Source organism: Pseudomonas sp. C9D1, from assembly GCF_056491235.1.
The window spans coordinates 38798-63307 of the sequence record NZ_JBSZIE010000001.1 but is presented as its reverse complement, the minus strand read 5'-3'; the positions used below and the strand labels follow the sequence as shown (position 1 = coordinate 63307).

Here is a 24510-nt window from a genome sequence, read left to right as displayed (position 1 = left end):
TGCGGGTGAATCCGCTTCCACCAAAAAGCCTGTGCTCATGGGGAGATCGCCGGGCGAATGAATTGGCTCTGTCTGCGTTAGCTGTTGTGGTTTTAAAGCAAGCGCTCAAGCACGGCCATTTCCGGGCGCCCAAGAGTTCGTACCACCTCCACCGCATGGGTTTCGCTTCGCTCTACACCATCCTACGAAAGCCCGTGCGCACCACATGGCGATGCGCTGGACGAAGAAAGGTGGGGCAGCCGCCAACGCCCCTCCAGGAGGCCGAACGCAGTCGTTGCGCCGGGGGACGAGCGGCATGGATGCCGCGAGAGGCGCGCCAGGCCATGGATGGCCCATCGCGCCGGCCCCCAGAGCAACGATGGAGTGAGGGAACCACGGCGAAGCCGGGGCCGGATGATGGGGCAAGCCTTTTTGGTTCCTTTTAAGGCGATTGTTGAAAGGGACTCGCCCGGGTGGGCGAAACCAGAAGCACCAACAAAACTCGGCAATCAGCTGGGTCCAAATCTTCTAGCAACACTTAACGCAGACAGAGCCAATGAATTCGCACCTACAGAGGGAGCGCTGCGACAACTCGCCGCTTGACCTTGCCCTCGTGTCAAGGTCGATCCTATGGGCAACCCAGGAGGAATTGCCCATGAATCCATCCGTTTCGTTCGACCTGCCGATTGCCGGGATGACCTGCGCCAGCTGCGCCGGGCGCGTGGAGCGTGCCCTGGCCAAGGTGCCGGGGGTGAAGGCCGCCAGCGTCAACCTGGCCACCGAGCGCGCCCGCATAGAAGCACCGGGTGACAGCCTGCCGGCCCTGCGCGCGGCGGTGGAAGGTGCCGGCTACGCGGTGCCCGGCCAGCGCCTGGAACTGGCCATCGACGGCATGACCTGCGCCAGCTGCGTGGGCCGTGTGGAACGCGCCCTGGCCAAGGTGCCGGGGGTGGGCGAGGTCACGGTGAACCTGGCCACCGAGCGCGCCCACCTGCTGTTGCTCGGCGAAGTGGAGCGCAGCACGCTGCTGCAGGCCGTGGAGCGGGCCGGCTACCACGCCCGCGCCCTGGATGCCGCGACACCGCCCAGCGACGACACCGCCAGCCGCCTGCGTCGCGAGCGCTGGTCGCTGTGCATCGCCCTGGCCCTGGCGCTACCCCTGGTGCTGCCGATGCTGCTGGAACCCTTCGGCCTGCACTGGATGCTGCCGGCCTGGGCGCAGTTCGCCCTGGCCACCCCGGTGCAGTTCATCCTCGGTGCGCGCTTCTACCGCGCCGCCTGGAAGGCCGTGCGCGCCGGCGCCGGCAACATGGACCTGCTGGTGGCCATCGGCACCAGCGCCGGCTACGGCCTGAGCCTCTACCAGTGGGCCACCGCCCACCCCGGCCACACGCCGCACCTGTACTTCGAAGCCTCGGCGGTGGTCATCGCCCTGGTGCTGCTGGGCAAGTACCTGGAAAGCCGCGCCAAGCGCCAGACCAGCGCCGCCATCCGCGCCCTCGAAGCGCTGCGCCCGGAACGGGCCATCCGCCTGCACGACGGCCGTGAGGAAGAAGTGGCCATCGCCGAACTGCGCCTGGGCGACGAGGTGCTGGTGAAGCCCGGCGAGCGCTTCCCGGTGGACGGCGAGGTGCTGGAAGGCCAGAGCCACGCCGACGAAGCCCTGATCAGCGGTGAAAGCCTGCCAGTGCCCAAGCGCCCCGGCGATAGCGTCACCGGGGGCGCCATCAACGGCGAAGGCCGCCTGCGGGTGCGCACCAGCGCCATCGGCGGCGAGACCGTGCTGGCACGCATCATCCGCCTGGTGGAGGACGCCCAGGCGGCCAAGGCGCCGATCCAGAAACTGGTGGACCGGGTCAGCCAGGTGTTCGTCCCGGCGGTGCTGCTGATCGCCCTGGCCACCCTCGGCGGCTGGCTGCTGGCCGGCGCGCCCCTGGAAACCGCGCTGATCAACGCCGTCGCCGTGCTGGTGATCGCCTGCCCCTGCGCCCTCGGCCTGGCCACGCCGACGGCGATCATGGCCGGCACCGGCGTCGCCGCCCGCCACGGCATCCTGATCAAGGACGCCGAGGCCCTGGAGGTCGCCCACGCGGTGACGGCCGTGGCCTTCGACAAGACCGGCACCCTCACCTCCGGCACCCCGCGCATCACCAACCTGAGCGCTGCCGATGGCGACGAAGCCAGCCTGCTGGCGCTGGCCGGCGCCCTGCAGCGCGGCAGCGAGCACCCGCTGGCCAAGGCCGTACTCGACGCCTGCAGCGAGCGTGCCCTGACGGTGCCCCAGGTCGCGGACAGCCAATCCCTCACCGGGCGCGGTATTCAGGGTGTGGTGGACGGGCGCCTGCTGGCCCTGGGCAACCGTCGCCTGCTGGACGAAAGCACGCTCGACGGCGGTGCCCTGCTGGCCTCCGCCGAGGCCTGGGAGGCCCAGGGCCGCACCCTGTCCTGGCTGCTGGAGCTGCAGCCCCAGGCGCGGGTGATCGGCCTCTTCGCCTTCGGCGACAGCCTCAAGGACGGCGCCCGTGAGGCCGTGCAGGCCCTGCGCGAGCGCCACGTGGCCAGCCACCTGATCACCGGCGACAACCGTGGCAGCGCCCGGGTGGTGGCCGAGGCATTGGGCATCGACGACGTGCACGCCGAGGTGCTGCCGGCAGACAAGGCCGCCGAAGTGGCACGGCTCAAGGCCGGTGGCGCAGTGGTGGCGATGGTCGGCGACGGCATCAACGACGCCCCGGCCCTCGCGGCGGCGGACGTCGGCATCGCCATGGGCGGTGGCACGGACGTGGCCATGCACGCCGCCGGCATCACCCTGATGCGCGGCGACCCGCGCCTGGTGCCCGCCGCCCTGGAGATCGCCCGACGCACCTATGGCAAGATCCGCCAGAACCTGTTCTGGGCCTTCATCTACAACCTGGTGGGCATCCCCCTCGCCGCCGCCGGCATGCTCAACCCGGTGGTCGCCGGCGCCGCGATGGCACTCTCCAGCGTCAGCGTGGTGAGCAACGCCCTGCTGCTGAAGACCTGGAAGCCGGCCGGGGACGAACCCAAGGAAGACTGACGCCAGGACGTTGTTCTGGCAGGGGCGGATTCATTCGCCAAGCGCCCCCACGGGGCGCCCGGACACCTCAACCCGAGAGGACAGATGCATGAACATCGGCCAGGCCGCGAAGAAAAGCGGGCTCACCGCGAAGATGATCCGCTACTACGAATCCATCGGCCTGCTGCCCGAGGCCGGGCGCAGCGACAGCGGCTACCGCCAGTACAGCCAGCAGGACCTGCACAGCCTGGCCTTCATCCGCCGCTCGCGGGACCTGGGCTTCTCCCTGGAGGAGGTCGGCAAGCTGCTGCAGCTATGGCAGGACCGTGGCCGCGCCAGCGCCGACGTCAAGGCACTGGCCCGCGACCACATCGAAGAACTGAACCGCAAGATCGCCGAGCTGGCGGGGCTGCGCGACACCCTGCAGGAACTGGTGGATCACTGCCAGGGCGATCACCGTCCCGACTGCCCGATCCTCAAGGACCTGGAGTCGGGCGGCTGCTGCCACTGACCAGGCGGCCCAGCAGCCCCTTGGGCAGCACGGTGATCGCCAGGCCGACGAAGACGATGACGCAGGCCAGCCAGCCCGCCGGGCTCAGCGCCTCGTCCAGCAGCAGCCAACCGGACAGCAGCCCGGAGATGGGCACCGCCAGGGCGAAGGGAGTGACCAGGCTGGCCGGGTGGCGGCTGAGCAGGAAGCTCCAGATGGCGAAGCCCAGGGTGGTAGCGCCGAAGGCCACGAACAGCAGCGAGCCGTAGCCCACCAGGGTGGCGTGTTCGAAGGCTGCGGCCATCGCCTGCGGCCCCTCGAACACCCAGGACAGCGCCAGCAACGGCAGCGGCGGCACCAGGCTCACCCAGCAGATCAGCCGCAGCATGTCGGTGGCGCCCGCACGCTTGGTGGCGATATTGGCGAAGGCCCAGGCCAGGGCCGCCACCAGCACCAGCGCGAACGCCAGCAGGCTGTCGCCCATGGGCCGCTCCAGGCCGATCAGCACCAGGCCGGACGCCGCCAGCGCCAGGCCCAGCACCCCGCGCCGGCTGGGCCGCTCGCCCAGCAACAGGGCGGCGATGAGGATGGTGAAGAACACCTGGCTCTGCAGCACCAGGGAGGTGAGCCCCGCGGGCATGCCGATCTTCATGCCGATGAACAGCACGCCGAACTTGAACACCCCCAGCAGCAGGCCGATCTGCACGATGCGCCACAGCGGTGCCGGCATCGGCCCGCGCAGGAACAGCAGCGGCGTGGCCGCCAGGGCGAAACGCAGGGCGCAGAATAGGAGTGGCGGGAATTCAGCCAGGCCGAGCTTGATGATCACGAAGTTGACGCCCCAGACCAGGGTCACCAACAGGGCGAGAAGGATGTGCGGCAAGGGCATGGCGGGCACTCGTATAGCGGGCTGGCCACGCTAGCAGGTCATCGGCCGCTTGTATGGATACAGATGCCCGCTAATGGCGGGATACAGGAGCGCCGGCGCGGCTCGAGCGCCCATGAAAAAGCCCCCGGCGGCGCATCTACCTGGGTAGACGCCCCGCCGGGGGCTTTCCGGGAACCGGTGCGGGCGCGATCAGCCCTGGGATTGCAGGTAGTTCTGCAGGCCCACGCGGTCGATCAGGCCCAACTGCTGTTCCAGCCAGTAGGCGTGGTCTTCCTCGGTGTCCTGCAGCTGCAGGGCGAGGATGTCGCGGCTGATGTAGTCCTTGTGCTTCTCGCACAGGGTGATCCCCTTGCTCAGGGCGGCGCGCACGTCGTACTCGAGCTGGAGGTCGGCGCGCAGCATCTCCGGCACCGTGGCGCCCGGGTGGATCGGCTTGGGCGACATGTCCGGGGTGCTTTCGAGGAAGAGGATGCGCTTGAGCAGGGCATCGGCGTGCTCGGTCTCCTCCTCCATCTCGTGGTTGATCCGGTCGAAGAGCTTGGTGAAGCCCCAGTCGGCGTACATGCGCGAGTGCAGGAAGTACTGGTCGCGAGCGGCCAGCTCGCCCCGCAGCAGGTCCTTGAGGTATTCGACTACTTCGGCTTGCCCTTGCATTCGTGTGTTCTCCCCTGCAAACGCGGTGATTCGAGCGCGTAATGGTCCTGCGCGGATCGGCCCCGGTCAAGCGAGCCGATGCCGCAGCCTCAATTCTGCATCCAGGGCGGGGGCGGCGGCTCGTCGCGGGCCTTGTCCTCGTCCTCGTTGAGCAACGCCTGGCGCCGCGCTTCCTCGGCCAGGGCGGCCTTGATCTCGCGCATCACCGAGTCGACATCGGCGTCGTCCTCCGGCTCGTCGAACTGGCCGGTGAGCGGTGTTTCCGGGGTCAGCTTGCCGTCCTCGTAGAGCGCCCACATTTCCTTGGCGTAGCGCGTGTAGAGTAATTCCGGGGCGAACTGCCCGAAATACGCGGCCATGTTGCCGACATCACGCTCCAGCATGCGGAACGCGTGGTTGTTGCCGGCGGCATCCACCGCCTGCGGCAGGTCGATGATCACCGGGCCGTAGGGGTCGAGCAGGACGTTGAACTCGGACAGGTCGCCGTGGACCAGGCCGGCGCAGAGCATCTTGACGATCTCGCCGATCATGAAGCCGTGGAATTCGCGGGCGTCCTCGGGCGTCAGGTCGACGTCATTGAGGCGCGGCGCGGCATCGCCGTAGCCATCGGTGACCAGCTCCATCAACAGCACGCCATCGAGGAAGTCATAGGGCTTGGGCACGCGCACGCCGGCGGCGGCCAGGCGGAACAGCGCCGCGACTTCGGCGTTCTGCCAGTTCTCTTCCTGTTCCTTGCGCCCGTACTTGGAGCCCTTGGCCATGGCCCGGGCGTCGCGGCTGTTACGCACCTTGCGCCCTTCCTGGTACTCGGCGGCCTGGCGGAAACCGCGCTTGTTGGCCTCCTTGTAGACCTTCGCGCAACGCAACTCGCTGCCACAACGCACAACGTAGACCGACGCTTCCTTACCACTCATCAGGGGCCTGACCACTTCGTCGACCAGGCCGTCTTCCACCAAAGGTTCAATGCGTTTTGGAGTCTTCATGCTGCTTTGTAGCCAATCCTCTGTTTACGGGCGGACATCGTCCGACTTTATACGGCATGCGCGCCCCCGCGACTATCCGCCGCGCTGCAGACTGTGGCGCAGCGCATCCATGGCATAGCGCACCTTGGCCGGCTGGGCATCGCGGCGCGGGGTGACGATGTAGATGCCGACGGGGTCGGTGCGCCAATCCGGCAGCACCCGCAGCAGGCGACCGCTGGTCAGTTCGTCGCGCACTTCCGGCTCCGGCTGCAGCGACAGGCCGAACCCGGCCAGGGTGAAGCTGCGGGTGGAGAGGATGTTGTTGCACACCACCCGGCTCTCGATGCGCAGGCGCTGCACCTCACCGCCCGGCCCGTGCAGGGTCACCGGGCCCTGCTGGCGGTCACTGCCCAGGCTCACCCAATCCAGCGCCAGCAGTTGCTCGGGGCGGGTGACGCCGGGGTGGCGGGCCAGGTAGGCCGGCGCGCAGCAGAGCAGCATCGGCCAATCACCGATATGCCGCGCCACCAGGCTGGAGTCCTCCAGCTTGCCGACACGCACCGCCATGTCGATGCGCTGCTCCACCAGGTCGATCTGCTCGTCATGGAAGAACAGCCGCAGGCTCAGCCCGGGGTGCGCCTCCAGCAACGGTGCCAGGGCGTCAGTCATGAAGCGCCCGGAGAAGCCCACCGGGGCGGCGATGCGCAACTCCCCCACCGGCGCATCGCGCAGCTCGGCCAGGCGCTGCTCGGCCTGTTGCGCCAGCTCCAGCACCTGCGCACAGCTGCGGTAGAACAGGCTGCCGGCCTCGGTCAGGGTGAGCTTGCGGGTGGTGCGGTGGAGCAGGCTGACCCGGGTCGACTCCTCCAGCTTGCGGATCTGCTGGCTGACCGCCGAGGCGCTCATGCCCAGGGCTTCCCCGGCCGCCACCATCGAGCCTTTCTCCACCACCGTGGCGAACACCGCCATGCGCTTGAGCTGCTCCATTCGTAAGCACCGCTTAATTGTGAAAGCGCTTTCTGCCACTTTTTCCGTCGATTATCCAGCAGCGATGATGCAGCACCTCGAATCACTCACCCAGTTCCAGGAGAACAGCATGAAGATCGCCCTTATCGGTGCCAGCGGTTTCGTCGGTTCCGCCGTACTCGCCGAAGCCCTGCAACGCGGCCACCAGGTCACCGCCCTGGTGCGCCACCCGGAAAAACTCGCCGCCCACGAACACCTGAAGGCGCTGCAGGCCGACATCCACGATGCCGCCGCCACCGCGTCGCAACTGGCCGGGCATGACGCCGTCGTCCACGCCTTCAACCCCGGCTGGGGCCGCGAGGACATCCGCGAGCAGTTCATCGCCGGCACCCGCTCGATCTTCGCCGCCACCAATCAGTCCGGCGTCCGCCGCCTGCTGGTGGTCGGCGGTGCCGGCAGCCTCTACGTCGCACCCGGCGTGCAGCTGATCGACACCCCGCACTTCCCCGCCGAGTACAAGGAAGGCGCCGAAGGCGCGCGCCAGGCGCTGAACCTGATCCAGGCCGAAACCGCCCTGGACTGGAGCTTCATCTCGCCGCCCGCGCTGCTGCAGCCCGGTGAGCGCACCGGCCGCTTCCGTATCGGCGGCAACGAACTGCTGATGGACGGCGACCACCCGGCCAGCGTCTCGGTGGCCGACCTGGCCGTGGCCATCGTCGACGAGCTGGAAAACCCGCAGCACATCCGCCAGCGCTTCACCGTCGGCTACTGATTCCGGCGCAGGGTGGGCCCGCTTCGGGCGGCCCACCGCACCCCCTTATCCACAAGGAGCAGCCCATGAGCCTCACCGCCTCCGCGCACGTCGTCACCGACACCCCGGCGCGCTACATCAGCCGCCTGTGCAAGCACTTCGCCCACCGCATCCCGGTCAGCTTCGACGAGCACCAGGGGCGCATCGAGTTCGACTTCGGCATCGGCCTGCTGCACGCCGAAGCCGGCGGCCTGACCCTCAAGGTCGAAGCCGCCGACACGGCGAACCTGGAAAAGATGAAGGACGTGATCGCCAGCCACTTCGAACGCTTCGCCTGGCAGGAGGCGCTGCAGCTCGATTGGCGCTGAGACTCACTCCGGCAACGTCAGCTCGATGCTCTCGGCGATGGAGTCTTCCAGGCGCTGCAGTTCGCCGTCGATGGCGGCGCGGCTATCGGCGTGGCGCTGGGCGATGAGGGCGAAGCCGTCGGCCACTTCGAGGAAGGCCATCACCACCAGCGGGTCGAACTCGCTGCCGCTGCCGGCGCTGATGCGCATCACCGCCGCGTCGCCGCTCAGGCTGCTGCGATAGGGGTGGTAGCTGGTGAGCCCGTCGTAGTGGTCCACCACCGCCATCAGGCGCGCCGCGAGGGGTATCTGGTCACCGCGCAGACCCTGTGGATAACCCGAGCCGTCCCAGCGCTCATGGTGCCCGTACTGGATTTCCTTGGCGTAGCCGAGAAAGCTCTGCTCGCTGCCACCCAGCCGCGCTTCGGCGCGCTCCAGGGCTTCGCGGCCAAGGCGGGTGTGGCTCTGCATCAGGCGCAGGTCGTCGCCTTCCAGCTGCCCGGGGTTGAGCAGCACGCGATCGGGCAGCGCCACCTTGCCGATGTCGTGCAGCAAGGCCGACTTCGCCATCAGGTTGATGCGTTCCTCGGTGAGTTCCTCGGCCATGCCCGGCTGCTGCCGCGCCAGGGCCGTGCCCAGCAGGCGCATGTACAGCTCGATGCGCACCAGGTGGTTGCCGTCGGGGTTGTCGCGCATGTCGGCGAGGCCCGCCAGGGCTTCGATGGTGGCGTCGTGCAGGTGCTGGATCTCGCGGGTGCGGCGGCGCACCTCCAGCTCCAGGTACTCGCTCTTGTCGCGCAGGAAGTCGGCCGTGGCCTTGAGCTGCAGTTGCGCCTGCACCCGCGCCAGGACGATGGGCGGGCTGATGGGCTTGGTGATGTAATCCACCGCGCCCAGGTCGAAGCCCTTCTGCTCGTCGGCCATTTCGCTGCGGGCGGTGAGGAAGATCACCGGGATATCGCGGGTGACGGCATCGGCCTTGAGCCGCGCGCAGACTTCGTAGCCGTCCATCTCCGGCATCATCACATCGAGCAGGATCAGGTCCGGGCGCATGTGCCCGGCGGCGATCTTCAATGCCTTGGCACCGCTGCCGGCCACCTTGACCCGGTAGCGGTCCATCAGCAGCTCGCTCATCAGCTCGAGGTTGTCCGGGGTGTCGTCCACCACCAGGATCACCTCGCGCTCCGATCTGTCCAGCATGCCGACCATCTGCCGCACCTCGTCAAAGTGAAATGTCGCGTTGCCCCGCCATCTCCCGCAGGGCCACCAGCGCCGCCTCGAAATCGTAGCTGCGCACCGCCGACTCCAGCGGCCCGTAACCTTCATTGAAGGCGCTGCGGAGCAATTCCGCCTGTTCCTCGAAGAGCTTGCCGGCGCGCGGGTCGTCGTCCTCGAACAACTGCGCCAGGCGCTTGCACAGGGGCGCCAGGCGCGCCGGGTCGTAGGGGGCGGCGGCCGGTTCCGGTCGCTGCTCGCGCAGCAGCTCGTCGATGGCTCGGACCAGCGCCAGCAGCGGCGGTTCCAGCTCCAGCATCTGGCGCTCCAGCTGGGCCAGGCGCGCACCCTGATGAATGCTGCGCTCCAGGGCTTCGGCCTGGGCCTGCAGCGCCGTCGCCCCGAGGTTGCCCGCCAGCCCGCGCAGGCTGTGGGCCAGGCGTTCGGCGCTGTCGCGATCGCCATCACCCAGTGCCTGGCGCAGGCTGGCGATGAACGCCCGCTGGCCCCTGGCGAACTTGCCGAGCAAGCCGAGGTAGGCCTGCTGCTTGCCCAGCACCCGGCGCAGGCCGCTGGCGATATCCACCCCCGGCAACACCCAGTCGGGCAGGTTCGCCACCACCGCCTTGGGCGGCTCGCCCAGCCCCCGTGAGCCCCGCAACCAGCGGCTGAGGGTGGCCCACAGCTCCAGGGGCTCGATGGGTTTGCTGACGTGGTCGTTCATACCCGCCTCGATGCAACGCTCGCGGTCGCCGGGCAGGGCGTTGGCGGTCATGGCGATGATCGGCAACTCCAGGAAGCGCGGTTCGCGGCGCAGTTCGCGGGTGGCTTCCAGGCCGTCCATCTCCGGCATCTGCATGTCCATCAGCACCAGCGCGTAGTAGCCCGGCGGCTGCCAGCGCAGGCGGTCGACGGCATCCAGACCGTTCTCCGCCTGGTCGATGAGCAGGCCGCTTTCCTCCAGCAAGGCGGTGGCCACCTCGCGGTTCAGCGCGTGGTCCTCCACCAGCAGCACACGCTGGTTGTCGAAGCGCGGCATGGCGTCCAGCAACGCGGCGGTGCTGGGCGGCGGCGGGTTGCCCCCACGGCGCCCCAGGCTGGTCAGGGACGCCTCCAGCAGCACCGAGGGGTTGAGCGGCTTGTGCAGCACTTCGTCGATGCCGGCCTTGTCGGTCTCCCCCAGGTCATCGAAGCCATGGGCGGTGACCAGCAGCATCCGCGGTGGCTTGCGCAGGCCCAGCCGGTGCAGGCGGCGGGCGGTCTCGACGCCATCCAGGCCGGGCATCTGCCAGTCGATGAAGGCCATTTCGAAGGGGTCGTCCTCGCGCTCCGCCTCGGCCACCCGCAGCAGCGCTTCCTCGCCGGATTGCACCGCCTCCACCCGCAGCGCCAGGCTGGCGAGCATGTCGTTGATCACCTGGCGCGCGGCGTCGTTGTCGTCCACCACCAGCACGCGGCGGTCGAGCAGGTCGGGCTGCAACAACAGCTCATTGGGCTGCCGGGCGGAGACCTGCACCGGCAGCCGGCACCAGAACAGGCTGCCGATGCCCACCCGGCTGTCGACGCCCACCGCGCCGTCCATGGCCTCGGCCAGGCGCCGGCAGATGGCCAGGCCCAGCCCGGAGCCGCCATAGCGCCGGGTGGTGGAGTTGTCCGCCTGCTGGAAGGATTCGAACAGCCGCCCCTGCTGCTCGGCATCCAGGCCGATGCCGGTGTCACGCACCGCCAGGTACAGCTCCAGCTCATCGCCACGCCGGTGCTCGCCACGGACGATCACTTCCACCTCGCCCTGTTCGGTGAACTTCACCGCGTTGTTGGCGTAGTTGATGAGGATCTGGCCGATGCGCAACGGGTCACCCACCAGTTGCAGGGGCAGTTGCGGGTCGATGTTGAACACCAGCTCCAGGCGCTTGCAGGCGGCCTTCTCGCTGATCAGCCCGGAGAGGTTCTCCAGCACCAGCTGCAGGTCGAAGTCGATGCGTTCGACGCTCAGCTTGCCGGCCTCGATACGGGAGAAATCGAGGATGTCGTTGATCACCCCCATCAGGTGCTGGCTGGCCTGCTGGATCTTGCCCAGGTACTCGCGCTGGCGCGGTTCGGGGTCGGTCTTCAGGGCGAGGTGGGTCATGCCGATGATGGCGTTCATCGGCGTGCGGATCTCATGGCTCATGTTGGCGAGGAAGTCGGCCTTCGTCCGCGCGGCTTCCTCGGCCAGTTCCTTGGCCTGCTCCAGGGCTTCCTCGCTGTGCTTGCGCGCGGTGACGTCGCGGCTGACGCCCACCAGGCCCAGCAACTGGCCCTTGTCGTCGTGGAAGGTGGCGCGCACGGTGTCGAACAGCACCTTGCGCCCATCGCGCTGCACCACCCAGTCCTCGCTCTCGAACGGCAGGCTCAGGGCCAGGGCCGCCTGGTCCTGGATCAGGCGCATGCGCGCCCGCTCGGTGGGCAGCAGCTCGGCATCGGTGCGGCCCTGCAAGGCGTCGCGGCTCTGGCCGATGAGATCGGCGAAGGCTTGGTTGGCCCCCAGGTAGCGGCCGTCGGCATCCTTGAACCAGATCGGGTCGGGAATGGCATTGACCAGCGCCAGCAGGGTGCTGCGCTGGCGTTCGGCCTCGGCTTCGGCACGGCAGCGCTCCTCCACCTGCACCGCCAGGCGACGGTTCCACAGCAGCACGAAGCCCACCAGGACGATCACCCCCAGGGCGAACGGCCAGCCCACCTCGGCGGCCTTGCGCCAGTTGAATTCGGTGAGCGGCGGCAGCCAGCGATCCATGATCGCCTCGCGCTCCTCGCGGTCGATGCTGGCCAGGGCGTGGTCGATCAGGCCGGCCAGCTGCGGCCAGTCGCGGCGCACGCCGAAATGCAGCTCGCTGCTGCCCAGGCCGGATTCGCCGCGCAGCTCCAGGTTGCTCAGGTTGAACTGCCGGATCAGGTAGCTGGCGACGATCATGTTGCCCACGTAGCCGTCGGCACGCCCGGACGACACCGCCCGCAGCGCCGCCTCGGTGTCGGCGGTCTCCACCAGCAGCACCCCCGGCGCACGCTCACGGAGCATGGCCTGCACCGCATAGCCGCGTTCCACCGCCACGCGCTTGCCGGCCAGGTCGGCCACCCCTTGGAGGGCGCTTTCGCGGCGGGTGAAAAGCAGGCTGGTGCTGATCAGGTAGGGCTCGCTGAAGGCTGCCCAGCTCTGCCGCGCGGGCAGCCTGGCCATGGACGGCAGCACATCCACGCGGCGCTCACGCAGGGCGTCCTGGGCTTGCTGCCAGTCATCGAAATAGACCGGTTCGATACCCAGCCCGAGGCGCTCGCCCACCAGGCGCAGGAAGTCGGCGCTGATGCCCTGGTAGCTGCCGTCGGACTCCATCAGGTCGAAGGGCGGCCAGCCATGGCGCGGCACCCCCACGCGGATGCGCGGATGGTCCTGCAGCCAGGCGGCCTCGTCGGCGTCGAACTCGAGCCGCTCGTTTCCGCCCAGGGCCAGGGATGCCAGCAGCATCAGCAGCAGCCATACAGAGGCACGCAACATGGGTCTTTCCTTGTGCTCGTCCACCGCAGTTCAGCTTAGCCAGCGGCAGGGGGTTGGAAAGGTAAGGTGCCGAGTTCAGTGGCGCCGAGCGCCCGAGCGCGCCTGCTACTCCGCTCGGTGGACCGGTGAAGCGGGGTCCACCCACAAGCCGCCAGCCAGCCGGAGAGCCCCGAACAGGGGAGAGGCGTCGAGCCTCAGCGGAACAGCTCGCCCGGTGTGACGCCGAACAGCCCCTTGAAGGCGGCGATGAAGGCCGAGGGCGAGTCGTAGCCGCTGCCGAGGGCGACCTGGGTGACGCTGTGGCCCTGCTCCAGCGGTTGCAGGGCGGCGAGCAGGCGCAGGCGTTGGCGCCATTGGCGGAAGCTGAGGCCGGTCTCGCGCTGGAAGGCGCGCATCAGGGTCTTTTCCGAGGTGGCCAGCAGGCTGGCCCATTCACCCAGGGGGCGGGCCAGGTCGGGCTGCGCCACCAGTTCGTTGCACAGGCGCAGCAGGCGCGGCTCGGCGGGCATGGGCAGGGAGAAGCCCGCCTCCGGCAAGGCGCGCAGCTGATCCAGCAGCACCGCCACCAGGCGCGCTTCGGCGCAGTCGCCCTCTGGGTATTCCACCGGCAGCTCGCAGAAGCCCTTGATCAGCTCGCGGGCCAGCGGCGTCACCTCCAGCACCCGGCAATGGTCCGGTGCCCAGGCGCAGGCGTCGCCGCGCACGTAGAGGCTGCGCATCTCGGCATTCATCGAGGTGACCACTTCGTGCTCCAGCCCGGCCGGCACCCAGATCGCCCAGTGCGGCGGGGCGAAGAAGCTGCCCGCGGCAGTGTGCACGCCGAGCACGCCACTGATGGCGTAGGAGAGCTGCACCCAGTCGTGGCTGTGGCGCGCCGTCCAGGAGCCGGCGCGCAGGCTTTCCACCCGCGCATAGAGCGGCCGGGGCAGCACGTCGAGGCTGGGAATGCTGCGTTGCAGGTCGATCTGTCCGTTTGGCGACATCTTCTGATCCGCTGTCGTTAGACGGTCGGATTCTGCGCCCGTTAACCTGCGGCCTCAATCCCGTTCGCTGCACGGAGGCCCCATGTCGGCACTCAAACCCCTCAAGCGCCTGGTCACCGACTGGTTCCTCGGCGGCATGCTCGTGGCCGTGGCACTGGCCTGGCTGTTCCCGGACATCGGCCGCCACGGCGGCGTGCTGCATGCCGAGAGCCTGATCAACGCCGGGGTGTTCCTGGTGTTCTTCCTGCACGGCATCAACCTGTCCACCGAGCAGATCCGCAAGGGCCTGAGCAACTGGCGCCTGCACATCATGGTGCAGGTCTTCACCTTCGCCCTGTTCCCGCTGGTGTGGCTGGCGGTGGACAGGCTGTTCGGCAAGCAACTGCCGCCGGCCCTGATGCTGGGCTTCTTCTACCTCTGCGCCCTGCCCTCGACCATTTCCTCGTCGGTGGCGCTGACCGGCAGCGCCGGCGGCAACGTGCCGGCAGCCATTCTCAACGCCAGCCTGTCGAGCCTGCTGGGGGTGTTCCTGACGCCCTGGCTGATCAGCCTGGTGGCCGACGCCAATGGCGGCATCGACCTGGGCAAGACGTTGATCGACCTGAGCCTGCTGCTGCTCCTGCCGCTGGTGCTGGGCCAGGCGCTGCGCCCGCTGTGGGGCAAATTCTTCGCCCGCTACAAGCGCTACACGGCGGTGTTCGACAAGCTGGTGACCCCGCTGCTGGTGTTCGCCTCGTTCAGCGATTCGGTGGCCGGCGGCATCTGGCAGCAACAAGGGCCGGAAACTCTGGTCATCGCCTTCATCGGCAGCGCCCTGCTGCTGGCGCTGATGCTCTGGCTCACCACCCGCTCGGCGCGGGCGCTGGGCTTCAACCACGAGGACGAGATCGCCGCGGTGTTCTGCGCCACCAAGAAATCACTGGCGGCCGGCGCGCCCATGGCGGCGATCATCTTCGGCGCCAACCCGGCGCTGGGCCTGATCCTGCTGCCGATCATGCTCTACCACCAGATGCAGCTGATCGTCTGCTCGGTAATGGCCGAGCGCTACGCCAACCGTGGCCGCGAACTGAGCCAGGCGCAGGCGAGCGCGGCCTGACACCCGCCCTCGAAAAACAGGCGAAAAAGGGCGGCCCAACCTGTGGGCCGCCCTAAATCACGGAGTTGCATACATCATGTGACCCGCGATGGATTGCGGTCACGGGTATTGGATTACTTTTCGATGATCGCGGTCACACCTTGCCCGCCTGCGGCGCAGATCGAGATCAGCCCGCGCCCCTTTTCCGCCACCGAAAGCAGCTTGGCCAGGTTGGCGACGATGCGCCCGCCGGTGGCTGCGAAGGGGTGGCCGGCGGCCAGGGAGCTGCCCTTGACGTTCATCTTGCTGCGATCGATGGAGCCCAGCGGCTGGTCGAGGCCGAGGCGGGTCTTGCAGTAGTCGGCGTCTTCCCAGGCCTTGAGGGTGCAAAGCACCTGGGCAGCGAAGGCCTCGTGGATTTCGTAGTAGTCGAAGTCCTGCAGGGTCAGGCCGTTGCGCGCCAGCAGACGCGGCACCGCATAGACCGGCGCCATCAGCAGGCCTTCCTTGCCACCAACGAAATCCACCGCCGCCGCTTCGCCGTCCTTGAAGTAGGCGAGGATCGGCAGCCCGCGCGCCTTGGCCCACTCCTCGCTGGCCAGCAGCACCACGGAGGCGCCATCGGTGAGCGGGGTGGAGTTGGCGGCGGTCAGGGTGCCGCGCGGGCCCTTGTCGAACACCGGCTTGAGGGTGGCGAGCTTCTCCGGATTCGATGTCCGCGCGCAGGTTCTGGTCGCGGGTCAGGCCGAGGAAGGGGGTCAGCAGGTCGTTCTGCCAGCCTTCGGCATAGGCCGCGGCGAGCTTCTGGTGGCTGGCCACGGCCAGGGCGTCCTGCTCGTCACGGGGGATGGACCAGGTCCTGCGCCATCAGCTCGCAGGACTCGCCCATGGACAGCCCGGTACGCGGCTCGCCGTTACGCGGGATGTGCGGCGCCAGGTGGCGCGGGCGCACCTTGAGCAGGCTCTTGATCTTGTCGCCGGTGGTCTTGCCGCGGTTGGCTTCCAGGAGGATCTTGCGCAGCTCCTCGTGCACGCCGATGGGCGCGTCGGAGGTGGTGTCGACGCCGCCGGCGATGCCGCTGTCGATCTGCCCGAGGGCGATCTTGTTGGCCACAAGGATGGCCGCCTCCAGGCCGGTGCCGCAGGCCTGCTGGATGTCATAGGCGCTGGTTTCCGGCGCCAGGCGCGAGCCCAGCACGCATTCGCGGGCCAGGTTGAAGTCACGGGAATGCTTGAGCACGGCACCGGCGACGAACTCGCCGATGCGCTCGCCGTGCAGGTTGTAGCGCTCCACCAGGCCTTCCAGCGCGCTGGTGAGCATCTGCTGGTTGGTGGCGGTGGCGTACACCGTGTTGGAACGGGCGAACGGAATGCGATTGCCGCCGACGATGGCGACCCGGCGCAGCTGGGTCATGGGTGACTCCTTGCCTGGGGAATGGATTGCGGTGCGCAACGTTGGCGACAAGACTAGCCGCCCGCCTGGCCGTCGCATTGGCCGCCTTGCCAACAGAGTGGTCAACACGGTCAATTGCGCGATTGTGTTGTCTGCGTAGAGTGAGCCCCACTTCATTTATGCGTGCAGGAGCCTGCCCCCATGTCCGACCGTTATCTCGCCTTCGCCAACTCCAACGCCGGCCGACGCCTGGTCGGCGCCCTCGGGCTGCCCGCGCCGATGCGCCTGGAGCGCTGGATGGCGGGCCGCACCCGGCCGGTGGATGGCGCCCTGCTGCTGGGCGGTGAGGGGGCCCTGGCCGAAGCCGCCAGCGGCGTGCTGAACAAGCTCACCGACCAATCCTTCGCCACCGAGGAAGGCCGCTTCGGCCTGACCCGCTGGACCGCCGAGCACGGCCCGAAACTCAAGGCACTGGTGTTCGACGCCAGCGGCCTGACCCGCTTCGAGCAGCTGATCGAGCTGCGCAACTTCTTCCAGCCGGCCTTCAAGGGCCTGGGCAAGTGCCCGCGCGTGGTGGTGCTGGGCCGCCCGCCGGAGTCGCTGAAGGACACCGTGGCCGCCAGCGTGCAGCGCTCCCTGGAAGGCTTCACCCGCTCCCTGGGCAAGGAAATCCGCCGGGGCGGCAACGTGCAGTTGGTGTACGTCGGCAAGGGTGCCGAGGACCAGCTCGAAGGCGCCCTGCGCTTCTTCCTCTCGCCCAAGAGCGCCTATGTTTCCGGCCAGGTGCTGCGCCTCTCCGCCAGCAGCGCCCAGGTCAAGGACTGGAGCCGCCCGCTCAATGGCCTGAAGGCGCTGGTCACCGGCGCCTCCCGCGGCATCGGTGCGGCCATCGCCGAAACCCTGGCCCGTGACGGCGCCGACGTGGTGCTGCTGGACGTGCCCCAGGCCAAGGACTCCCTCGACGCCCTGGCCGCACGCCTGGGCGGGCGTGGCATCGCCCTGGACATCTGCGCCGCCGACGCCGCCGCGCAATTGGTAGAAGCGCTGCCGGACGGCCTCGACATCGTGGTGCACAACGCCGGCATCACCCGTGACAAGACCCTGGCGAAGATGAGCGATGCCTTCTGGGACTCGGTGATCAACGTCAACCTCAACGCCCCGCAGGTGCTGACCCAGGCCCTGCTCGACGCCGGCAAGCTGCACGACAACGGCCGCGTGGTGCTGATCGCCTCCATCAGCGGCATCGCCGGCAACATGGGCCAGACCAACTACGCGGTGAGCAAGGCCGGCGTCATCGGCCTGGCACAGGCCTGGGCCCCGGCCCTGGGCAAGCGCGGCATCACCATCAACGCCGTGGCCCCGGGCTTCATCGAAACCCAGATGACCGCCGCCATCCCCCTGACCATCCGCGAAGCCGGCCGCCGCATGAACTCCATGAGCCAGGGCGGCCTGCCCCAGGACGTCGCCGAAGCCGTGGCCTGGTTCGCCCAGCCCAGCTCGGGGTCGTTGACTGGGCAGGTGATGAGGGTTTGTGGGCAAAGTCTGCTTGGAGCGTAAAAGCAGCTGGAAGCTGGAAGAAAGAGCTTTGGGGGCTGGGAGCTGGTTGTCACTTGTAGGGTGGGCTTCAGCCCACCAGCGATGTAACCGGTGGGCTGAAGCCCACCCTACGCGCAGAACCCTGCTTCCGGCTTCAGGCTTCTAGCTTCCAGCTGGCGACAAGCGACAAGAAAAAAGCCGGGACCTGTGTGCCCGGCTTTGACGTTGCGGTGTGATCGGTGGGCTGAAGCCCACCCTACGCGCAGAGCCCTGCTTCCAGCTTCAGGCTTCTAGCTTCCAGCTAGTTCCCCGCCGGTTTCCCGCGCCTGCGGAACTCCACCGGCGTCTCCCCCACCCAGCGTTTGAACGCGCGATAGAAGGTGCTCGGCTCCGAGAAGCCGGTGCGCTCGACTATCACTTCGATGCGTTCGTCGGTTTTCAGCAACAGTTCCTTGGCCAGGCGGCAGCGGTAGTCGGTGACCAGGTCGTTGAAGCGCACGCCGGCCATGGCCAGGCGTTCGCGCAGGCGGCGGGCGGGCATGTTGAGGCGGGCGGCGACCTGTTCCAGGGTCGCGCCGCCGTCCACCAGCAGTTCGCCGATCAGTTCACGCACCTTGCGCACCAGGTCCAGGCGCTCCACTTCGGCCAGCTGACGGCGGGCCAGGGATTCGTGCATGCGCAGCAGTTCCGGGGCGGCGTGGCGCGAGGGCTTGTCCAGCACTGCGGCGTCGAACACCAAGGCATAGCGCTCGGCGCCCAGGCGTGCGGGGCAGCCGTACACCGTCTGGTAACGCTCGGCAGCCGCGCCTTCGGTGTGCATCAGTTGCACTTCGCAGGCCTTGAAGTCGCCTTCGGTCAGGGCGTCGAACAGGCGGATCACCGCGCCGGCGAGCATCTCCGGGAAATGGCGGTTGATGCTGGCGTCCTGCCCCAGGGACAGCACGGCGCGCTCGCCTTCGACTTCCAGGCGCGCGTTGAGGGTGTCGGACAGCAGGCGCACGTAGCGCAGGGCGTGGCGCAGGCCTTCGCCGAAGGTCTCGCTGGAGAGGAAGAGGTATTCGAGCAGCAGCCCGTGGAAGGCCGGCAGGTGCCCGGCCAGGTGCAGGCCGACGTGCTCCTCGGCGCATTCCTCGGCGGCGGCTTTCCAGAACAGAGTCTGCGCCGTATGGGGGAAACGGCCGGCGGGCAGCCCGCCCGGCGGCAGGCCGACACGCACCAGCACCTTGTCAGGGTCGGCACCGCTGGCTCGCAGGGCGTCGATCACCGGGCGCATCAGCGCCACGTCGTCGGTCAGATCACGCATCATTTTCTGAATATTCTTGTTATGCGGGGCGGGGGCCATCTTATGCATCTTCAGGCCCCCCGCTCAAGGCGCGGATAGCGATTGCAGACGGATTGACTCGCCTGCCAGCAGCGCTTGCCCCACGGCCAATGCACCCCGCCTGCGGGCGGCTAAGCTGCACCGTTCCGCAACGAGGAGACTGCCCATGGCCACCGACTGGCTCGACCTGCCTGCCCCACCCGCCCTGCCCGGCCTGTTCGCCCGTGCCGCCTTGCGCCGTGGCACCACCGGCCGCACCCTGCCGGACCTCGGCCTGCGCAGCCAGGTGGACGTGGATGCCCGGCACCTGGCGCGCTACCGGCAGGTCTGCGGTTTCAAGGACAACGGCCAGCTGCCGCCCACCTACCCGCACATCCTCGCCTTCCCGCTGCAGATGCAGCTGCTCACCGACAAGCGCTTCCCTTTCCCGCTGCTGGGCCTGGTACACCTGGAAAATCGTATCCGCGTATTGCGCACCCTCGGCGGCCTCGGCCCCTTCCGCGTCAGTGTCGCGGTGGAAGGCCTGCGCCCCCACGACAAGGGCGTGACCTTCAGCCTGATCACCCGCCTGGAAGACCAGCTCGGCCTGCTCTGGGAAGGTGACAGCCGCATCCTCTTCCGTGGCATGCGCCTGGACGGCAACGCCCCCGAGCGCGCCGAAAGCGAAGCCCTGCCCCTGGAGGAGATCGACCACTGGCGCGCCCCGGCGGACATCGGCCGGCGCTATGCCAAGGTCGCCGGCGACTACAACCCGATCCACCTGTCGGCGCCCACCGCCAAGCTGTTCGGCTTCCCCCGCGCCATCGCCCATGGCCTGTGGAACAAGGCGCGCACCCTGGCCGCCCTCGCCTCGCGCCTGCCCGATGCCGGCTACGAAGTGGAGGTGCGTTTCCAGAAGCCGGTGCTGCTGCCCGCCGAGGTGCGCCTGCTGGCCAGCGCCCCCGCCGCCGAGGGCCAGTTCGCCCTGCGCGGCAAGGATGACCTGCCGCACATGGCCGGCAGCTGGGGCCCGCTGCAGGGCTGACGGCCGAGGCTTGCGCGGCGCCAGCCGGCGCACCAAGCTATGCGGCTCCAGGAGAGCCGCATGAACCTCGCAGAACTGACCCAACGCCTGCACGCCATCCGTGACCACAACGATTGGCGGCCATTCCACAGCCCGAAGAACCTGGCCATGGCCGCCAGCGTCGAAATGGCCGAGCTGGTGGAAATCTTCCAGTGGCTCAGCGAGGACCAGTCCCGCCAGCTGCCCGCCGCCACGCTCGAACACGCCGGCCAGGAAGTGGGCGACATCGTCCTCTACCTGCTGCTGATGTGCAGCGAACTGGGCATCGACATGGAGCAGGCGGTACGCGCCAAGCTGGCCGACAGCGAGAGGCGCTTCGTCCAATGAGCGCCCCGACCACCGACGACCGTCACTTCGACGAACTCGCCACGCGCTTCGCCGAGAAGATCTATGGCGGCGCCAAGGGCGCCATCCGCCTGGCGGTGCTCCAGGCCGACCTCGCCGAAGCCCTGCCCGAGCGCCCGCTGCGGGTGCTCGACGTGGGCGCCGGGCTCGGCCACATGAGCCTGTGGCTGGCCCAGCGCGGCCACCAGGTCACCCTCGCCGAACCTGCCGAACCCATGCTCGAAGGCGCCCGCGCGCGCTTCGCCGCAGCCGGCGTCGAGGCCACCTTCATCCAGGCGCCCTGGCAGGACCTGCTCGGCCAGTTCACCGAGCCCTACGACCTGGTGCTCTGCCACGCCGTGCTGGAGTGGCTCGCCGAGCCCCACGCCATCCTCCCGGTGCTGCACCAGTTGACGGCGCCGGGCGGCTGGTTGTCCCTGGCGTTCTACAATCGGGATGCACTGATCTACCGCAACCTGCTCAAGGGCCATTTCCGCAAGCTGCGACGCAACCGCTTCGCCGGCGAAGGCCAGAGCCTGACCCCGCAGCAACCGCTGGACCCACGGGAACTGGCCGGGCAACTCGAGGGGTTGTGGAAGGTCGAAACCCAGAGCGGCGTGCGGGTTTTCCATGACTACATGCCGAGTGAATTCCAGGCCAAGGCCGAGCTGGTCGACCTCCTGGAAATGGAGCTGGCCCACCGTCGCCACCCGAGCTTCATGGGGCTGGGACGGTACCTGCACTGGATCTGCAGACCCCAATAAGAGAGCCCCCACGGGCTCGCCTCGACGGAGGCCCCATGAAACGCACTGCCCCTGCTGCCCGTAACGCCCTTGCCGCCCTCGGCCTGCTGGCCCTCGCCGCCTGCCAGAGCCAGAACCCCTACAAGGCCGAATCCAAGCCGATGCCGCCGGCCCCGCCGGAGGCGGCCACCACCTTCGACCGCTCCGCCTACCCGGCGGCCCCGCGCGACTTCGGCCGCTACCGCAACTGGACCTGGCTCAACGGCCGCCTGCCCGCCGGCAACAGCTGGGCGACGCCGGAGCAGATGGTCGACATCGTCAACTCCGGGCTGGACCAGCACGGCCTGCGCCAATCCCGCGAGCCGGCCAGCGCCGACCTCAAGGTCGCCGCCAGCCTGCGGTTCGAGAAGCGCCTGCGCCAGTACAACGACTCCAGCGGCGCCTACTACGGCAATGGCCCCTACCGCGACCAGTACGGCGCCTGGGCCACGGTGCCCCTGGTGCGCACCTACGAGCAGGAAGTGGCGGTGGTCTACCTGGAGTTCTACGACGCCCGCGACAACCAGCCGGTGTGGAGCGGCAGCGCCGAGAGCGACGCCAGCGGCAGCCGCAGCGACCGCACCACCGCACTGCGCGAAGCCATCAGGGAAGCCCTGGACAACTACCCGCCCCGCTGACCCTTAACGCCCGGCGCCTCCGCCCCTCCCGCCTCACCCGGGGGTGGGCGGAGCGATCTACCACTCCCTCCCTGCACCATGTTCCTTTCCGGGCGCTCGACGAACGGAACCGCAACACGCCGTCACGATCCACATGGAAGCAGTCGCGGGCTTGCACGAAATCTTCTTGCCGGCCGCTCTGGCTTGCGCTTGGATAGTGATTCCGGCAGAGGAGATATGACCATGTTCCGCCGTCTGTTCATCGCTTCCACCCTCCTGCTCCTGGCCGCCTGCCAGAGCTACGAGATCAACCGCGACTTCGACCGCAACCGCGACTTCGCCGCCTACCGCAGCTGGAGCTGGAAAGAGCCGGCACTGCAGTACAGCCCCGACGACCCGCGCATCAAGAGCGACCTCACCGAACAACGCATCCGCGAGGCCGTGGGCCAGCAGCTCGACCAGCGCGGCCTGCGCCCTGCCGCCAACGGCGCCGCCAGCGACCTCAAGGTGCAGAGCTGGCTGATCGTCGACGATCGCCAGCAGCAGGTCACCACCGGCTACGGCGGCTACTGGGGCGGTTACTGGGGCAACTACTGGGGCGGCCCGGCCATGACCGAGACCCGCACCTACGACTACAAGGTCGCCACCATCCAGATCGACCTCTACGACGGCAAGGACGGCAAGCTCGTCTGGCGCGGCAGCGCCGGGCAGATCATGCGCACCGACCCGCCGACCCCGGCCGAGCGCGAGGCCGCCATCCGCGAGACCGTCGCCAAGGTCCTCGCCCAATACCCACCGCACTGACCGAGCATCGATGAGCGCATTCGACACCGTACTCAGCCACCGTCCCGCCCAGGCCGCCGACCTCGACAAGGTCGTCGGCTTCCCCCAGGACCGCGACGAACTGTTCTTCTGCTACCCCAAGGGCATCTGGCCGCTCACCGTCGGCCAGCTCGCCGCGGTGATGGCCGAGCGCCGCGACAACACCGTGGTGCTGCTGGACGGCCGCGTCGCCGGCTTCGCCAACTTCTACCAGTGGCAGCACAACGACTTCTGCGCCCTGGGCAACCTGATGGTCGCCCCCTGGGCCCGTGGCCATGGCGTCGCCCAGTACCTGGTGGGCGTCATGGAAAACCTCGCCCGCGAGCACTACCACGCCACCCGCCTGCGCATCTCCTGCTTCAACGCCAACGCCGCCGGGCTGCTGCTCTACACCCGCCTCGGCTACCAGCTCAACGGCATCGCCGAACGCCAGGCCCCGGACGGCCAGCGCGTGGCCCTGGTGCTGATGGACCGTGCACTCACCCCAGGCGACTGACCGCCCGACAAGGAACAGGGATGACCCCGCAAACCGATGAACCCACCTTCGACGGCACCCGCTGGAGCAACGCCGACAGCGACCGCATCGAGGTGGTCGACCCCAACCCCGAGTGGCCCCAGCGCTACCACGAGGAGGCCGCCGCCATCAGCGACGCCCTGGGCATCCGCGGCCTGCGCCTGGAGCACTACGGCAGCACCTCGGTGCCCGGCCTGGCCGCCAAGCCGGTGATCGACATCCTCCTGCTGCCCCCGCCCGAGTACGACTGGCAACGCCTGGTCGCCCCGCTGGAAGCCCTCGGCTACCAGTTCTGGCGCGACAACCCGGCCACCGACCGCATGTTCTTCGTCAAGGGCATGCCACCCAAGGGCACAGGCCGCACCCACCATGTGCACGTGATGACCCAGGCCAACGCCGTGCGTCACCTGCTGTTCCGCGACCACCTGCGCGCCCACCCCGAGGACGCCGCCGAATACGCCCGGGTCAAACGCCAGCTCGCCGAGCGCTACCCCACCGACCGCGACGCCTACACCGCCGGCAAGGACGAGGTGGTCGGCGCCATCCTCGGCCGCGCCACGGCGGCCATGCATGAAGCGGGCGGGATACAGGGTGGCGATGAAGGCGGCCCGGTGAAGGGCTGAGTACCACAACACAAAGGACGTGAAGAACATGAAACCGTACTGGATAGTGCTGGCAGCGCTCCCGCTGTCAGGCTGCCCCGCCTATGGGGTCTACGACCGCACCGCTGAACAACCTGTGCTCACCAGCACCTGTTACGCGGTGAAGCTGCCTTCGTTTCTGTTCGAGGCCCGTTGCGCCGACCTGAAGGCAGGCGGGCTTGGAGGGCGTGAATTCTGCCCCGGCATCCAGGCGTTCAATCCTCCACCCCGTATCTACTCCAGCGGCTTCATAGCCCCCTTTGCGTTTCCCAAGTCCTGGGCCGACTACGTGAGCGATAGGGAGAAATGGGATCAGCGGCTTCTGGAAAAGCCGCTGTTCGAAAAACAGCGGACGCTGATCGCTCCGATAGACCCGGGCACCCAGATGAAGATTTCAGGCCTCTACGACTATCCCAAGGGTGAAACCGGCCACGTCTCCATCGTTCGCGCACTGATAACCAGCGGTCCCCATGCAGGCACCAGCGTCGAGCTGACGAGCCCGGGCGACTTCAAAAGTTTGGGCCCTGCGTGGACAACCGTTCCCGACATCGGCAAATCCAACGTGGAGGTCGTGAACACCTACCTGGAGCCCTGCGAGACCCGGCCATAGCGCCGTAGCC

The 24510-nt window shown here is 68.4% G+C and carries 22 protein-coding genes and 1 pseudogene; 14 read left to right on the top strand and 9 right to left on the bottom strand.

Annotated elements, in window-relative coordinates; all coding sequences use genetic code 11:
• Positions 1 to 634 precede the first annotated feature (634 nt).
• Complete coding sequence (locus tag ACXI0U_RS00300) at positions 635 to 3037, top strand: heavy metal translocating P-type ATPase (RefSeq protein ID WP_479549568.1); 2403 nt, start codon at positions 635 to 637, stop codon at positions 3035 to 3037.
• An 88-nt stretch (positions 3038 to 3125) separates the two neighbouring features.
• Positions 3126 to 3527, top strand: a complete 402-nt coding sequence (gene cueR, locus ACXI0U_RS00295) for a Cu(I)-responsive transcriptional regulator (protein ID WP_021219733.1) — start codon at positions 3126 to 3128, stop codon at positions 3525 to 3527.
• On the opposite strand, the gene ACXI0U_RS00290 is transcribed toward cueR, so the two are convergent.
• From ACXI0U_RS00290 to ACXI0U_RS00275, 4 genes are all read right to left on the bottom strand, one after another.
• Positions 3493 to 4395 (bottom strand): EamA family transporter, encoded by a 903-nt coding sequence (locus ACXI0U_RS00290; RefSeq protein WP_021219732.1) that lies wholly within the window; start codon positions 4393 to 4395, stop codon positions 3493 to 3495. The genes cueR and ACXI0U_RS00290 overlap by 35 nt on opposite strands.
• A 189-nt stretch (positions 4396 to 4584) precedes the next feature.
• Positions 4585 to 5049, bottom strand: a complete 465-nt coding sequence (gene bfr, locus ACXI0U_RS00285; protein WP_021219731.1) for a bacterioferritin — start codon at positions 5047 to 5049, stop codon at positions 4585 to 4587.
• Between the two features lie 89 nt (positions 5050 to 5138).
• Entirely contained in the window at positions 5139 to 6032 is an 894-nt protein-coding gene (locus ACXI0U_RS00280) for a PA4780 family RIO1-like protein kinase (protein WP_479549567.1), read from the bottom strand.
• A gap of 72 nt (positions 6033 to 6104) precedes the next feature.
• Positions 6105 to 6998, bottom strand: a complete 894-nt coding sequence (locus ACXI0U_RS00275; RefSeq protein ID WP_271659109.1) for a LysR family transcriptional regulator — start codon at positions 6996 to 6998, stop codon at positions 6105 to 6107.
• 109 nt (positions 6999 to 7107) lie between these two features.
• Here ACXI0U_RS00275 and ACXI0U_RS00270 point away from each other — a divergent pair, with 109 nt between their 5' ends.
• Both ACXI0U_RS00270 and ACXI0U_RS00265 read left to right on the top strand, forming a co-directional pair.
• On the top strand, positions 7108 to 7749 hold the full coding sequence (locus ACXI0U_RS00270) for an NAD(P)-dependent oxidoreductase (RefSeq protein WP_184492028.1): 642 nt from the start codon (positions 7108 to 7110) through the stop codon (positions 7747 to 7749).
• A 65-nt stretch (positions 7750 to 7814) separates the two neighbouring features.
• Complete coding sequence (locus tag ACXI0U_RS00265) at positions 7815 to 8096, top strand: DUF2218 domain-containing protein (protein ID WP_021219727.1); 282 nt, start codon at positions 7815 to 7817, stop codon at positions 8094 to 8096.
• A 3-nt stretch (positions 8097 to 8099) separates the two neighbouring features.
• On the opposite strand, the gene ACXI0U_RS00260 is transcribed toward ACXI0U_RS00265, so the two are convergent.
• The 3 genes from ACXI0U_RS00260 to ACXI0U_RS00250 form a co-directional block, all read right to left on the bottom strand.
• The gene (locus tag ACXI0U_RS00260; protein WP_021219726.1) at positions 8100 to 9284 is read right to left on the bottom strand and encodes a response regulator; all 1185 of its coding nucleotides are present in this window, start codon (positions 9282 to 9284) and stop codon (positions 8100 to 8102) included.
• A 13-nt stretch (positions 9285 to 9297) separates the two neighbouring features.
• Positions 9298 to 12819, bottom strand: a complete 3522-nt coding sequence (locus ACXI0U_RS00255) for a response regulator (protein ID WP_479549566.1) — start codon at positions 12817 to 12819, stop codon at positions 9298 to 9300.
• A gap of 194 nt (positions 12820 to 13013) precedes the next feature.
• On the bottom strand, positions 13014 to 13802 hold the full coding sequence (locus tag ACXI0U_RS00250; RefSeq protein ID WP_021219724.1) for an AraC family transcriptional regulator: 789 nt from the start codon (positions 13800 to 13802) through the stop codon (positions 13014 to 13016).
• Positions 13803 to 13884: 82 nt separating this feature from the next.
• Between ACXI0U_RS00250 and ACXI0U_RS00245 the strand changes: the two genes are divergently transcribed.
• Positions 13885 to 14898 (top strand): bile acid:sodium symporter family protein, encoded by a 1014-nt coding sequence (locus tag ACXI0U_RS00245; RefSeq protein ID WP_479549565.1) that lies wholly within the window; start codon positions 13885 to 13887, stop codon positions 14896 to 14898.
• A gap of 113 nt (positions 14899 to 15011) precedes the next feature.
• On the opposite strand, the pseudogene ACXI0U_RS00240 reads toward ACXI0U_RS00245, so the two are convergent.
• A pseudogene (locus ACXI0U_RS00240) lies at positions 15012 to 16291 on the bottom strand (acetyl-CoA C-acetyltransferase).
• Positions 16292 to 16471: 180 nt separating this feature from the next.
• On the opposite strand from ACXI0U_RS00240, the gene ACXI0U_RS00235 reads away from it, so the two are divergent.
• Positions 16472 to 17827, top strand: coding sequence for a 3-oxoacyl-ACP reductase (locus ACXI0U_RS00235; RefSeq protein WP_043244614.1), 1356 nt, complete (start codon positions 16472 to 16474; stop codon positions 17825 to 17827).
• A 280-nt stretch (positions 17828 to 18107) separates the two neighbouring features.
• Here the strand turns inward: ACXI0U_RS00235 and ACXI0U_RS00230 are convergent, their stop codons facing one another.
• Positions 18108 to 19109 carry an AraC family transcriptional regulator gene (locus ACXI0U_RS00230; RefSeq protein WP_031287774.1) on the bottom strand — a complete coding sequence of 334 codons (1002 nt, stop codon included), beginning with the start codon at positions 19107 to 19109 and terminating at the stop codon, positions 18108 to 18110.
• Positions 19110 to 19293: 184 nt separating this feature from the next.
• Here ACXI0U_RS00230 and ACXI0U_RS00225 point away from each other — a divergent pair, with 184 nt between their 5' ends.
• The 8 genes from ACXI0U_RS00225 (at position 19294) to ACXI0U_RS00190 (ending at position 24500) form a co-directional block, all read left to right on the top strand.
• The gene (locus ACXI0U_RS00225) at positions 19294 to 20151 is read left to right on the top strand and encodes a MaoC family dehydratase (protein WP_431483337.1); all 858 of its coding nucleotides are present in this window, start codon (positions 19294 to 19296) and stop codon (positions 20149 to 20151) included.
• A gap of 60 nt (positions 20152 to 20211) precedes the next feature.
• Positions 20212 to 20517, top strand: coding sequence for a nucleotide pyrophosphohydrolase (locus tag ACXI0U_RS00220; RefSeq protein ID WP_021219718.1), 306 nt, complete (start codon positions 20212 to 20214; stop codon positions 20515 to 20517).
• On the top strand, positions 20514 to 21278 hold the full coding sequence (locus tag ACXI0U_RS00215) for a methyltransferase domain-containing protein (protein ID WP_316924567.1): 765 nt from the start codon (positions 20514 to 20516) through the stop codon (positions 21276 to 21278). The genes ACXI0U_RS00220 and ACXI0U_RS00215 overlap by 4 nt, the downstream gene beginning before the upstream one ends.
• Positions 21279 to 21313: 35 nt before the next feature.
• Entirely contained in the window at positions 21314 to 21934 is a 621-nt protein-coding gene (locus tag ACXI0U_RS00210) for a DUF4136 domain-containing protein (RefSeq protein WP_316924568.1), read from the top strand.
• A gap of 222 nt (positions 21935 to 22156) precedes the next feature.
• A complete protein-coding gene (locus ACXI0U_RS00205) occupies positions 22157 to 22717 on the top strand; it encodes a DUF4136 domain-containing protein (RefSeq protein ID WP_043244607.1) in 561 nt (186 codons plus the stop codon).
• A 10-nt stretch (positions 22718 to 22727) separates the two neighbouring features.
• Positions 22728 to 23231 carry a GNAT family N-acetyltransferase gene (locus ACXI0U_RS00200; RefSeq protein WP_316924569.1) on the top strand — a complete coding sequence of 168 codons (504 nt, stop codon included), beginning with the start codon at positions 22728 to 22730 and terminating at the stop codon, positions 23229 to 23231.
• A 20-nt stretch (positions 23232 to 23251) separates the two neighbouring features.
• Positions 23252 to 23872, top strand: coding sequence for a GrpB family protein (locus ACXI0U_RS00195; protein WP_479549564.1), 621 nt, complete (start codon positions 23252 to 23254; stop codon positions 23870 to 23872).
• A gap of 28 nt (positions 23873 to 23900) precedes the next feature.
• Positions 23901 to 24500: a hypothetical protein gene (locus ACXI0U_RS00190; RefSeq protein WP_479549563.1), complete on the top strand. Its 600-nt coding sequence runs from the start codon at positions 23901 to 23903 to the stop codon at positions 24498 to 24500.
• Positions 24501 to 24510 lie beyond the last annotated feature (10 nt).